Source organism: Cyclobacterium plantarum (assembly GCF_011290685.1).
GTDB classification, from domain to species: Bacteria; Bacteroidota; Bacteroidia; order Cytophagales; family Cyclobacteriaceae; genus Cyclobacterium; species Cyclobacterium plantarum.
In genome coordinates this window covers 977831-990834 of record NZ_JAANYN010000001.1, presented here as the reverse complement: position 1 = coordinate 990834, position 13004 = coordinate 977831, and the positions used below count along the sequence as shown (strand labels likewise).

The 13004-nt window shown below is 42.8% G+C and carries 9 protein-coding genes; 2 read left to right on the top strand and 7 right to left on the bottom strand.

Annotated elements, in window-relative coordinates; all coding sequences use genetic code 11:
• Window position 1: 1 nt before the first annotated feature.
• The 4 genes from G9Q97_RS04105 to G9Q97_RS04090 are packed head-to-tail and all read right to left on the bottom strand — an operon-like array spanning window position 2 to window position 8161.
• Complete coding sequence (locus G9Q97_RS04105) at window positions 2-799, bottom strand: MlaE family ABC transporter permease (protein ID WP_166143377.1); 798 nt, start codon at window positions 797-799, stop codon at window positions 2-4.
• A gap of 55 nt (window positions 800-854) precedes the next feature.
• Window positions 855-2024 carry a response regulator gene (locus G9Q97_RS24940; RefSeq protein WP_246255383.1) on the bottom strand — a complete coding sequence of 390 codons (1170 nt, stop codon included), beginning with the start codon at window positions 2022-2024 and terminating at the stop codon, window positions 855-857.
• Between the two features lie 56 nt (window positions 2025-2080).
• Window positions 2081-4945 carry a PD-(D/E)XK nuclease family protein gene (locus G9Q97_RS04095; RefSeq protein ID WP_317168713.1) on the bottom strand — a complete coding sequence of 955 codons (2865 nt, stop codon included), beginning with the start codon at window positions 4943-4945 and terminating at the stop codon, window positions 2081-2083.
• A 12-nt stretch (window positions 4946-4957) separates the two neighbouring features.
• Window positions 4958-8161 (bottom strand): UvrD-helicase domain-containing protein, encoded by a 3204-nt coding sequence (locus G9Q97_RS04090; protein WP_166143373.1) that lies wholly within the window; start codon window positions 8159-8161, stop codon window positions 4958-4960.
• A 163-nt stretch (window positions 8162-8324) separates the two neighbouring features.
• On the opposite strand from G9Q97_RS04090, the gene G9Q97_RS04085 reads away from it, so the two are divergent.
• Entirely contained in the window at window positions 8325-9101 is a 777-nt protein-coding gene (locus G9Q97_RS04085; RefSeq protein ID WP_166143371.1) for a YdcF family protein, read from the top strand.
• Between the two features lie 18 nt (window positions 9102-9119).
• Here G9Q97_RS04085 and G9Q97_RS04080 read toward each other — a convergent pair whose 3' ends face one another.
• The 3 genes from G9Q97_RS04080 to G9Q97_RS04070 all read right to left on the bottom strand — a co-directional run bounded on the left by G9Q97_RS04080 (window position 9120) and on the right by G9Q97_RS04070 (window position 11483).
• Window positions 9120-9587 (bottom strand): CBS domain-containing protein, encoded by a 468-nt coding sequence (locus G9Q97_RS04080; RefSeq protein ID WP_166143369.1) that lies wholly within the window; start codon window positions 9585-9587, stop codon window positions 9120-9122.
• A 144-nt stretch (window positions 9588-9731) separates the two neighbouring features.
• Complete coding sequence (locus tag G9Q97_RS04075) at window positions 9732-10487, bottom strand: copper homeostasis protein CutC (protein WP_166143367.1); 756 nt, start codon at window positions 10485-10487, stop codon at window positions 9732-9734.
• A 3-nt stretch (window positions 10488-10490) separates the two neighbouring features.
• Window positions 10491-11483, bottom strand: coding sequence for an isoaspartyl peptidase/L-asparaginase family protein (locus G9Q97_RS04070; RefSeq protein WP_166143365.1), 993 nt, complete (start codon window positions 11481-11483; stop codon window positions 10491-10493).
• 273 nt (window positions 11484-11756) lie between these two features.
• Between G9Q97_RS04070 and G9Q97_RS04065 the strand changes: the two genes are divergently transcribed.
• Window positions 11757-13001 carry an ROK family protein gene (locus tag G9Q97_RS04065; RefSeq protein WP_166143363.1) on the top strand — a complete coding sequence of 415 codons (1245 nt, stop codon included), beginning with the start codon at window positions 11757-11759 and terminating at the stop codon, window positions 12999-13001.
• The last annotated feature ends 3 nt before the right edge of the window (window positions 13002-13004 follow it).

Here is a 13004-nt window from a genome sequence, read left to right as displayed (position 1 = left end):
TTTACAATTGTCTAAAGAAATTGGTTACCTGTAAAGAAAGTAACTCTTCGATGAAAATTAAAAACATGGCCATGACCACGGCGGAGTTGGCTGCTTTACCCACTCCTTCAGTACCTTTGGTGGAGTTGTAACCTTTGTAACAACCCACAATCCCAATGGTAAAACCGAAAAACAAGGATTTGACCATTGAAGAGGTGACATCTAAAAAGGATATGGCATCAAAAACCTGAACAAAAAACGTGCTCAAACTCACCAACTCATTGAAATGGACATTTGTAAAGGCTCCCAAAAGTGCAACAAAATCAGTGTACAAAACCAATATCGGGATCATGAATGTGCTTGCCAGCACCCTTGTAACCACCAGGAATTTAAATGGGTTGGTGGCTGAGACTTCCATGGCATCAATTTGCTCGGTCACTTTCATGGACCCTATCTCAGCGCCAATACTTGAACCCACTTTCCCGGCAGCTATCAAAGCGGTAACCAATGGCCCCATGGCACGCACAACAGCAATTGAAATCAGGGCAGGGAGCCAGGAAGTAGCCCCGAATTCGGCCAGTGAAGGACGAGATTGATTGGTAAAAACCACCCCTACTATAAAACCCGTCAATGAAATCAATGGCAGCGAGTTCCAACCAATTTGATAACACTGACGAATCACTTCTTTAAATTCATAGGGGGGAAACCAAACTTCCTGAAAAAACCTTTTAACAAACTTAAATGCACTTTCAAGTCCGATAAAAAATTTGTCGATTCGCTTCCCGATTATTTTATCTTTATTACTGGGATCACCCGCCATAAAAAGGTCGTTTTAGTTTTAATTGCAATATGAATACAAAAATCAATCCATCCTTCTAATTGGCCAAAAATTGCGCAATATTTTCATCTTTTAATGGCTTGATTAAAAAACCACTTACCTGACTAAAAGATTTGCTTTTCTCCAAATCATCCGGATCAAGGGAGGATGTCAGCATTTTTACATCCATTTGAATTCCTCTTTCCTCCATCAATTTTAAAAAAAACCACCCATCCATTTCCGGCATATTGATATCCAGCAATAACACATCAGCCGGATGAACCGATAACCATTCCAAAGCTTCATAAGGATTTTCAAAGAAGAACAATTTAAGTTGCTTGTTCACTTTAAGTAATATCCTCTTGTTGATCATGTGCTGCACCTTGTCATCATCTACAAATACTATCCGCTGCTCTTTTTGCTCCACCTCTTTTCCATTTAGGTTTTTTTCCATTAATAATTTATTCATTTTTTGAACCTCACTGTCCAGGTTATAGGCGGCGTCTTTAAGCATTACCATAGCCTTACCGCTAAGCCCTTCTTCTTCCACACTGATCAAGCCCAGGATATTCGAAACATGAGACCTGATTTTGTGGGAATTCATAAATGAAAAATCCTTCAACTGTTGGTTTTGTAACAGTAAGGATTTCGACAATTTTTGGATTTGGCTCAGAGATTTGTTTATTTCAGAGTGGTCTACCACCATCACCAACACCATGTTTTCCCGATTGCGCATAAACGGTATCCCAAACAGATCTACATACCGGGGTTCATAAAACTTGTCGATCATGACAATATTCCGGAAAACACAATTTTTCCCGCTGAGAACCTCTGCAGCAATTTTCATATCGTAAAATTGGGACCTAAATATCCTGAAGGCTTCTTCACTTTTCGGAATACCGTAAATTGAGGCTGCCATTTCATTTGACATTTCAAGCTTTTGTCCCTGTTGAGAAAAAACCCAGACGCAATTTGGTAATTTATCAAACATTTGAAAGCGGGTATCTGCTTCCAAATCCCTGATTTTGTTTACAGTACGAAAAAAGAAAAACGAATAACCAAATATAAATAGACCGGAGATAAGCCCAAAATCCCTGACAATATGCCAGGAATACTTGTTCATGGTCAGCAGGTCTAAGCTTTGCAAGAGGTAAGGTGAAATCAAAATCGCCACACTTCCTGCCAAACCAATTCCAAATACCCATACCGTATGAATGTTTGGTTTCATTTTCAAAATCAAAGACGTAAATATAATAAATAAGTCTGTAAATTAAAGCCATATCCCTACCTGCAACATATTCCGGAAAAAGGACAATACTGGCATTTTTGATGGTCTTCTGTCTGGTCAAAAGACTGATCGGGATCGAATATTTCTTCCAGGCTAAGCCTGAGCTTCTCCACATAGTCATCCCTGTATTCGGCATAATCACTCACTTCTTTTCTTTTTCCCCGACCTGTTACCTCCTGAAGGTAAGGATTAAAATCATCCTTAAAGATTTCCCTGAGATTGAACAGCGCGGGTTTGAGGGGTAAGCGGTTTTCGGGAAAATTAGCTTCATAAAGCAAGCCATAGAAAAAGGTCTGCATGGCCGCTTTATTCCTGGCGCCATCATTTCTGTCAAACAAGCTCTCTATACTTTTAAAATCCTTTTTGTCCCCCCCGGATTTATAATCTATCAACCTAATTGAATCATTAACTTTGTCAACCCTGTCGATAATTCCCCCTAAAGAAACCATGGAGAGTCCATCTGCTGTCTTTACCGGTAACGTGGCCTTGTATTTTCTGGCAGCTTCCAGGGAAATAATTTCAAACGGGACGGCTGCTGCATCCTTCTCCAACACTCCGGATAAATATTTTTGCAACACATCCCTGGCAATGGTGAGCTGCCCGCTTAATTTGACATCCTCTTTGTTTTCCATAAAATACTGACTGAGAATGGCCTTTTCGACAGCAGGAAATATATAATCCTTTAGTTTAACAATGTCGTCCGCTTCCACCCATTTGCTTTTTTTGTTTTGCAAATAACCACCGTAAAGGTTTTCCAGGGATAGGTGAACCAGGTTACCAAAAATAGCAGGATCCACCTCTTCCTGCACCTCTTCCGGCACCTCCAGACCGGCAATGTAAGTCAGATAAAATTTTAACCGGCAGTCCAGCCAAATATTGATGGCTGAAGGTGAAAATGTAATGGGCTCCTGGCCTTCGGCAATCCTATCCGTATACCTGTTCAAAAAACGCAGGATTGTGGCATTCTTTGGAATGGAAATCGGGCTGGCAGCGGTTAAATTGACCGGCACATGAATTACCTTGTCGTCTTTATTTAGCCCACCATGGTCCATTTCGATCTGTAGCTGATGGATATACCTGCTTTTTTCGCCCACCTGACCATTTGTCCCGGCGGTGGTGTAGAGCAAGTGAACTTCCTCTGCCTGATGGAGTAAACGGTAAAAGGTATAAGCATAAATGGCATCATTTTGCTCCTGCACTGGCATTCCAAATGCACGCCTCAGGTTAAACGGCACCATGGAGTTCATGCTGTTTGAAGGAGGAAAACTTCCCTCATTCATATTGCATACGATCACTCTTTTGAAATCCAGGTTTCGTGATTCCAGCACCCCCATGAGCTGAATTCCTTCCAATGGCTCTCCCTGAAAAGGCAGTTTTATTTCTCCAAAAACCTGTCTGAAGATCCGGATAAAAAATTCTACACTAACTTCTTCACCGATATCCTCTTCGAAGATATCTTTGAGCCTGTTCATTTGCTTGTAGCACTGCAGCAGATAGGTTTGCTCCATGCTCTGATCGTCCAGCCCTTCCCCCAGCTTACGGATCAGCTCCAAAACCACGTCCAACAAATTCAAGGGGGTCAATTTTTGGAAAACCAGGGCAAACAGGTCTCCTCCAACACTCAACTTTTCAGCAGTTTGGTAAATGGTATTTGTACGTGTCAGCTCTTCCACCATTTGGCTGGCAAAAAGGGGGTTAACTTCCCGGAGATAAACCATGTGGAGCAATTCCTTTACCGGCTTGTGATAGAAAAGTACCTCCCCATTTTCAACTTTTGTGTATCGCTGCAATTCAAGCACTGCCTCCAGAAAGGTGTAAACAGGTGTCTGCTTTACTGGATACCCCATGGTTACATTCACCTTATTTACCTTTTCCGGAAGTAAATTTAATATGGGAAACAGCAATTGTTCTTCAGGCAGTATCACCACAGTTTCTTCCCAATTTTCCTGCCCCTCCATGACCTGCTCCAGGAGTCCGGCCACTACATTTGCCTGGTTACTTTTCAAGGGTACGGAATAGGTGTTGATTTGGGCATTTTTCTCCTCAATTTGCTGTGGGATTTCCCCCGGAAAGGTAGGTCCGAAAACAGGATCCTTTCTGTATTCCCTGAAAAAAAGTCCTGCCTCCTGAGCGGGATCCTTCATATAATAGGCATCGATATCCCAGAATATTTCCGCACCATGGTGTTCGATAAAGAATTTTATCAAGCGCTCCTCAGTGGCAGTAAAAGCATTAAAGCCAACAAAAACATGGTGGCCCCGGGGCAGTTCCATGTCTTGCATCCCCTGCACCACTTCCCTGTAAATACCGCCTCCATAAGCCAATCCACCGCTTTTCAGCCGGGCATTAAATTGCTGGTACAGGGGATGTAGCAAATCCCAGAATTTAAGAAACTTTTTCTGGTGATACTTGTCCCTCTCTTCAAAGGAAGCCCAAAAAGCCTTGATCAATGCCACCTGTTCAGGATTTAAAAAACTCCAGTCACTGGCCAGGATCTTTTGCTCCTTGAGGTTGGTAAATAATTTTTCAGGATTTACCAAAAACTGGTCCAGGTCGTTGAAATCTTTAAGGATCATTTCTCCCCAAAAATAAAACCTGTCAAAACTTTCTTCCACCTGAGAGAGGGAAGAAAAAACCTGGTACATTTCATAAATCAGCCGCAGCTTATCTGCAGGTCTTTTCCGGCCCATTTCATAAAACAAGTCCTCAATTGTAAGTACCCTTGGCATCCAAATAGGCTTGGTCGCCAACTGACCCAGGTATTTATTGAAAAACAACCCGGCCCGGCGATTGGGAAGAATGACTTTTACACCCTTTAGTTCCCCCTCCCGTTGTAAAAGGGTGGAAGCTGTCTGTTTCAAAAAACCATTCATTTAACTGACCTTTTTAATTATTCCCGATTCAAGGTAGCAGAGATATCCTTCCACCATCATTTCATTTTCCATTTTCCTGACCAGATCCACATACCCATTTACCTGATCCTGATGCACTTTCCTTTCCTTTCCTGTCTTGAAATCGACAACCTCCACTGAATTCGCTTTATATACCAACCTGTCTGGTCTTTTACTCTCTCCTCCTGGTAGTAGAATGCCTTGTTCGGTCAAAACAGTATGTTTGCCATCAAACCAGGTACTGAATTTGTCCAACTTACACAGTTCATTAAATTGGCTTTCCAATGCAGTTTTCTCTTCAATGTCAATTCCCCCTTCAAAATAAAGGCTTTCCAGCTCCAACATGAAACCGGACATGTCTCTGGATCTTTCTATCAGGGAATGTACCAACAGTCCAAAATCTCTCTTTCTGAATAAACCGGCATCTTCAAAACTGCCAAATACCTGTTTGACCTGCAAGCTCTGTACCCAGGGGCGGTACTGCCAGGCCATAGGCTGTTTCTCATCTTCTGGCTCAGGGTATGCCCTAACAGGATGCCAGTCACCAGCTTCAAAAACCAGGTTTTCAGGGTCAAAATGGCTGCCCAGGTCTAATTCCAGACCTGGTGTTGGGGGAAGGCTCATGGCCTGAATCAGCAAATCCGATACTGTGTTCAATTTTACAGGCCCTTTGGATTCCCTATAAGGAGCCAAGCCCCATATGACCTCCTCTGCCCTGGTAAAGGCCACGTACAACATGTTCAAGTTATCCAGGTGATGCAAGAGACTTTCCTGTAAAAATATAGGGGCAAAGGCGGATTTCAACAAATCATTCCTGACCGTCAAAGGTACATTAAGGGGTGGTAGGTTTTCATCCCATTCATAAGGTGCCCAAACAATGTTATCCTTTCCGGTATCGAAAAGCTTCCAATCCAAAAAGGGCAATAAAACCACTTTAAATTGTAGCCCTTTTGACTTGTGGATGGTCAGAATCCGGATGGCATTGTGTTCCTCTGGAAGTTTTATGGTCCTTTTATGTCCTTGCTGTTCCCACCATTCCAGGAAATTACCCAAATCAGCCCGATTTTTATCGGAAAAATCATAAATGGCCTCCTTCAATCCGGACAGGTAAGCTTTCTCCTGCATGTTCTCATTGAAACCCAATAAATCAATCAGGGCTTCCAGCAAATCCATTAAGGGCAAACGCCTGAAATCTGTCATTTTCCTGGTGTAGTTGGCCCGAAGCTGCTGAAGGCTTTCTGGCATGGCTCCTTCTTGAAAAAGTTCCGGTCCCAGTTCCTCACTCCTGATCCTGGCCCAATGGATCCAGATGCTTCTTTCAGACAACTTGTCATCCTGGTCATTTATTGCTTTCAAGGCTGCCAACAAGCATTTGACCACCGAAGATTTATCTAAAAACAGAGCTTCATCCGAGAGTACCTCGTAACGTTGCTCCGGTTCCTTTTGTCCATGCATCATAAAGGCATCTGCGATTTCTGCGGCCTGCCCATTTTTTCTCACCAGTATGGCGATATCCCTTAACCTATATCCCTGTGCCAATAAGTGCTCCACCTTTCCGGGTAAGGCTGCCAAAACAAATTCTTTGTACGACTTTTCGGCTTCGGAAACAATAAATTCCAGTTTCACCTTCCCTGAAATTCCTTTTCGGGCCTGGTTTGGAGCCACGCTCTGAGAGACATCAGCATAAGCCTGCCTGAGGGTTTCCCCCAATGGAGACCCCAGGTTTACAGACAAGCCATCCGCCAGAAGTCTGGAAAGTTGGCTAAAAAGGGTATTGTTAAAATACACCACCTGCGGCAGGCTTCGGTAGTTGGTAGCCAATTTTTGAACCTCTACCCCGAATTGCCCCACATCCTTTTCCACCTGCTCCATTAGCAACCTCATTTCCCCTCCTCGCCAACGGTAAATAGATTGCTTGACATCCCCGACGATCAGGTTGGTTTTTCCCATGGACAGAGAATTGACCAGCAAGGGCCTGAAACTGGCCCACTGAAACCCTGAGGTATCCTGAAACTCATCCAATAAAAAATGCTGAAACTGGTTGCCTACTTTTTCATAAATGAAGGGGGCTTCATTATCAGCTGTAATAGACCTTAGGAAATCGTTGGTTTCTGAAATCAACAACAAATTTTCCTCATCCTTCAGCTCCACCAACTCTTTAAGCAGGTAACCAAATAATCCAAAAACATAGAGGTTTTTGGAAATGACCTCCAATGTGGTCCAGGCCTTTTCCAGTGGCTCAATTTGACTCATTAATTCTCCCAGGCCATCATGATATGCTGCCTGAATGGCGGCTGTGTTTTTACTGGATTTTGTGGACCATTTATCCGGATCACCCACTTTCTTTTTTTGGGCTTCTGTCAATTCCGGCACAGGTCTGACGGGGTCTCCCAGCTTTTCAAAACAGCGGGCAAAACTCCTGCTGCCCCCCTCAAAATCCTCCCAAACCAAGCCATGCTGTTGCCGGATTTGAGTGGCCTGGTCCTTCATTGTAATGGTTTGATCCATGATCAATTTCTTTTGTTGGAACAGGTGTTGCCTGAATTTATGTAGGTTATCGGGTTCATCCAGAAAAGCTTTGACCTCATGCTGAATCATTTTAAAATCTTCCTGAAACATCTTTGATCCCAGGTCATGAATGGGTTTTCTGATGTCCCAGGATTTTCCTTCCGTGATTTTGGCAATGGAAAAGGCCACCATCCACCGGTGAAGTTCAGGCTCATCATTTACCCGTAGCATGAGCCGGTCTATCAATCTGGCCATAACCGCATCCAGATCCATCTCCACATCAAATTTGGCCTGAAGGTCTATTTCCCGGGCAAAGGCGCGGATCACCCGTTGAAAAAAGCTGTCTATGGTACTTACAGAAAATGCCGAATAATCATGCAAAATGCCAGTAAGTACTTCGGAAGCCTTTTGGGATAATTCATGTGGTTTCAGGTCCCATTTTTCCAAAAGATCCTGATCCATTTGCTGGCTCAGGTCTACCCCACTTTTTATTCTTTTCAGCTCTTTTATTATGCGCTCCTTCATCTCCTGGGTTGCCTTGTTGGTAAAGGTTACCGCCAACACCTGCCTGAAAGCGCTCGGTTGCTCCATAGCCAATTTCAGATAGGAAGTGGTAAGGGTATAGGTTTTTCCCGAACCCGCAGAAGATTTATATATTTGAAAAGGAGACATTTGCATCTATGAAAAACTTTTGTTTTATAAAGACCAGGAAACGGAGTCCGGATCGGATCAAAGGAATGGTGTGAAGTTAAAAATAAAAATAGGGTGGGAAGAGAATAATTGGATAATTTTGTGGTATCAGACCTGACTTTGTTGTATAATCGGCAAACCAAGAAAAAACATGTTTTTTTATGTATCGCAATTATTCAGCTTCCTTATCATGCCATTCACCATTTGTCTGGTATTGACAGGTGCAGGGATACTATTTATAAACCGAACCTGGGGTAAGAAGCTGGTACTGGCCGGTTTTCTGCTTTCCTTATTTTTTTCTAACAGTTACCTCGCCAATCAGCTGATGTATAGCTGGGAACCTCCACCAAAGGCTTTCCATACACTTCCGGATTATGAGATTGGCATCATCTTAACGGGGGTTACTAATATTGAAAAAACCCCCAAAGACCGAACCTATTTCAATAAAGGTGCAGACAGGGTGACCCATGCCGTGCAATTGTATAAAATGGGAAAATTAAAAAAAATCCTCATCACGGGAGGTCTGGGATTTGATCCTTCGGATGACATTTCCGAAGCTGAATCGCTTGGAGATTTTATGGTTTGGGCAGGGGTAAAAAGATCAGACCTGATCCTGGAAACGACCGCCAGAAACACCAGAGAAAATGCACTATTTACCGAGAAATTATTAAAAGAAGAAGGGCTGTTGGAGCAACAATCCTCCTCCTTTTTATTGATTACTTCGGCTTTCCACATGAAAAGAGCAAATGCCTGCTTTGCGAAAACAGGTCTCTACCCGGATACCTTTCCGGTAGACTATTACGCAGCTGCACCAAAATTAAACTTCAAAACCATTTTCCAACCCAGCATCAATGCCATTTTAATTTGGCATATTCTGGTCAAAGAATGGGTAGGAATACTGATATACAAAATAGCTGGCTACATCTAAGGCATTTTGGTATGCAAACTAATACTTACCCCAGGTGGATGCCTTTAGTTTTGGCATGGCCCTGATGATATCACTTACGCTTATTTGTCCCAATAATGCTCCATTCTTCACCACTGGAAACCTCCTAATTCTCAGGGTTAAGAACTGATCGGCTGCATCAAAAATAGAGATATCCGGAGGCATAGTAATGACTTCCTTGGTCATGTGTTCTTCCACCGAACCGGGAAATTTTGGCGTATTGGTATATTGGCCTTTGACAATTTCCTTTAGACAATCTCCTTCAGAAATCATTCCCACAAGGTTACCGTCCTCATCCACTACCGGGGCTCCTGAAATATTCTTTTTAGTCATTGCCATTATAACATGGTCAATGGTATCGTTGGGATGAAATGTCACCAGATTGGTGCTCATATGATCGCTCACCAAAAGGGGCTGACTGCTTTTTTTGATAGGGGCCTCCCTCACCCCCTGAAAACTCTTTACCATATGTTATAGGGTTTATTGAGAAGATAATGTAATAAAAAATTCAAATAAACACAAATATCATTGGCTAAATAATGATATAACATGAAATTTAATTGGATCCATCTTTCTCCTAAAAAAATGAAAAAGCTTTAATTTATATCAAATTCAACCCAATTCATCCAGGATTGCTCTGAAGGAGCGAACAAGTTGTGGGTCTACCGTCAGCACTTTTCCTTCCATTTCTTTTATCAAAGAAAGTTTCAAACCTGTGTCCGGCAGATCCATGGTTGAATTCCTGAATTGTTTACAGGAACTGTGTACTTCCTCTAAAGCACCATATTGATTCAGCCTGGGCAGATCAGCTGGTTTTAAACCTCCACCAGGAAGGATGATGATCCTGTCCTTAGCCCAGATGTTTAGTTTTTTGATCATGTCAAAACCTGCTGAGACGGTCGGCGCACCACCTGAAGTTAGAATTCTTTCAAAACCAAGACCAATAATGGTTTCCAAAGCTGTTTTTTTATCCGGAACCAGGTCAAAAGCGCGGTGAAAAGTACAGGGTTTTCCCTCAGCCGCCTGTATCAGTCTAGCACATGCTTCCCTATTCACTTCCCCGGAGGAAGCCAAAATCCCAAATACAAAACCATCTGCACCATGCGCAGACAAAATTCCAATATCGGTTCGCATGATTTCCAACTCCGAATCGGAATACAAGAAGTCTCCCCCCCTACACCTGATCATCACAAAAACGGGCACATCCACCTGCCGTTTTATCTCCTTTAACAATCCGGCACTAGGGGTGGTACCCCCTTCACCGAAATCCGCGCAAAGCTCCAATCGGTCTACCCCATGCTGGACTGCATTTAAAGCAGCTTCCAAGGTATATACAGGAGCTTCAAAAACTATATTTTTTCTGGCCATAACTTATTTAAACCAACTTTTGGCATCAGTCAACGATTTTCCCTGCCGGTGGTGCTGGGCATAATTAAATCCGGGCCGTATGGCAAAAGCGCCGTATTCGCCGGATTTATTCAAGGCTAAAAATCCAATCTGCGTATTGTCGATGTCTTTACTCTTGGATACTGCCCTTCTGACCGCCTCTTCACATGCCTCCTGAGGCGTCCTACCCTGACGCATCAACTCCACGATTAAAAATGCGCCGCAAATCCTGATTACTTCCTCTCCCAATCCGGTTGCGGTAGCTGCACCCACTTCCTCATCCACAAACAGGCCTGCCCCGATTATGGGGCTGTCTCCTACCCTTCCATGCATTTTATATGCCAGTCCGCTGGTGGTACATGAACCCGCCATGGTTCCATTTTCATCTATGCCCACCATACCAATGGTATCATGGTTTTCTATATTTATGATCGGCTGGTATTTCGAATTTTCCTTCCAGCGGCGGTAAGCTTCTCTGGCTTTTGGACTCAGCTCTTCCTGCTCCATAGGCATTCCCTCCGATTCGGCAAAAAGTCTTGCGCCTTCTCCCACAAGCATGACATGAGGTGTATTTTCCATGACTTTCCTTGCCAATGTAATGGGATGTTTGACTTGTCTTACAAAGGCAACAGAGCCACAAGAACCATCCCCCTTCATGATAGAGGCATCCAGGGTCACAACTCCTTCCCTGTCAGGCAAGCCTTGAAGCCCCACAGACAAGTTGGTCAAATCATTTTCGGTTACCATTACTCCCTGTTCGACGGCATCCACAATGGATCCGCCACTATTCAACACCTCCCATGCTTTGTCATTGGCAGCCATGCCATGATTCCAGGTAGATAATATTTGAGGGGTGAAATGATCCTGTTTTTTTTCATCCCATCGAAAAGAACCCGCAGAAGAGGCACTTACAGCAAATGGTATTCCCGCAAAGGTAGATAGCAGGGAATGCTTAATGAATTTTCTTCTTCCTCCCATATGATTTTTGTAATAAAGGTTGTAATTGGTCAAAACAAATTGCAAACATGACAAAATATTTTCAGAAAATAGCTTGGCTTTATATATTTTTATAAATAACTTAAATTTTACTACCCAATAGGAAGGTCTTTTCATGTCCCGTTATTGGCAGGCATAAAAAAATCTTATCCAAACAAAAACAAAAGAATTTCTATTTAAAGTTATACAAATTTTTTAATGTAAGTTATAGCTAATTAATAAAATTTTTTATTAATTTGCATAAAATTAAACCAGATGAACCTAATTGACCCAAAAATAGTCCTTGAAAAAAAAGAAGGCGTTGTTGAAATTAAAAATTATATCAACAAACTAAAAATCGTCAAGGAATTATATACCCTAGGTAACAATACAGCCAACAACATCTGTCAACTGGTAGGTATCAGTTTACCGACAGTAAACCTTTTATTGACAGACCTTTTGGAGGAAAACATCGTGATTAAGGAAGGCCGGGGTCAATCCCAGGGTGGGAGAAAGCCCGATCTTTATGGGTTGGCTCCTGATTCTTTCTATATTTTAGGCATTGACCTCAGCCGGTATGGTGCCAAAGCGGCAATTTACAACACCAAAAATGAAAGGGTCACTAAAATTAAGACCGTTAAGCTGACCTTGAACAACGAGGCAAGAACCCTGGACGAAATCTACGATTTTTCCATGGAAGTAATCGCATCCTCCGGAATACCGGAAGAAAAGGTTATAGCCGTTGGGATAAGCATGCCAGGCCTGGTGGATGGTGTTGCCGGCATCAACCATACCCATTTGAAATCAGGCAAAAAGCCGCTCAAAGATCAATTGGAATCAAAATTCGGGAGAAGGGTATTTATCGAAAATGATGCCAGGGCGAAGACTTTGGCCGAATTTAAATTTGGTAATAATTATGGCCATAAAAACGTCCTTGGGATATTTGTAGATTGGGGTATAGGTTTGGGCATTATCATTGATGAAAAACTTTACAGAGGATACTCTGGCTTTGCCGGCGAGTTCAGTCATTCCCCCTTATTTGATGCCAAGGAAATCAGTTGTACCTGTGGAAAAAGAGGCTGTCTTGAATCAGTTGCTTCCGGGGGAGCGGTAGTGAGATTGGCCAAAGAAGCCATACACCTGGATAAGGATTCCATCCTTGCCAGATTATCCGAAGGGAAAGAAGAAAATCTTGATCCTTCAGTTGTGGTAGAAGCAGCATCAGCAGGTGATCAGCGGGCAATAAGTATATTATCGGATGTTGGACTGGATCTGGGCAGGGGGATTGCTATTCTTATTCAGTTGTTTAATCCTGAGCTGATTATTTTGGGTGGTGCCATTGCGGAAGCAAACCAATACATCACCACTCCCATACAACAGGCATTGAACATCTACTCTATGGCAAAACTAAGAGAAAAAACCTCCATCGAACTCTCAAAATTAGGTAAGGAAGTCGGACTCCGGGGAGCTATAGCGATTGTGAATGAGCATATATTCGAAGATACCATCAACTCACATTAGAAA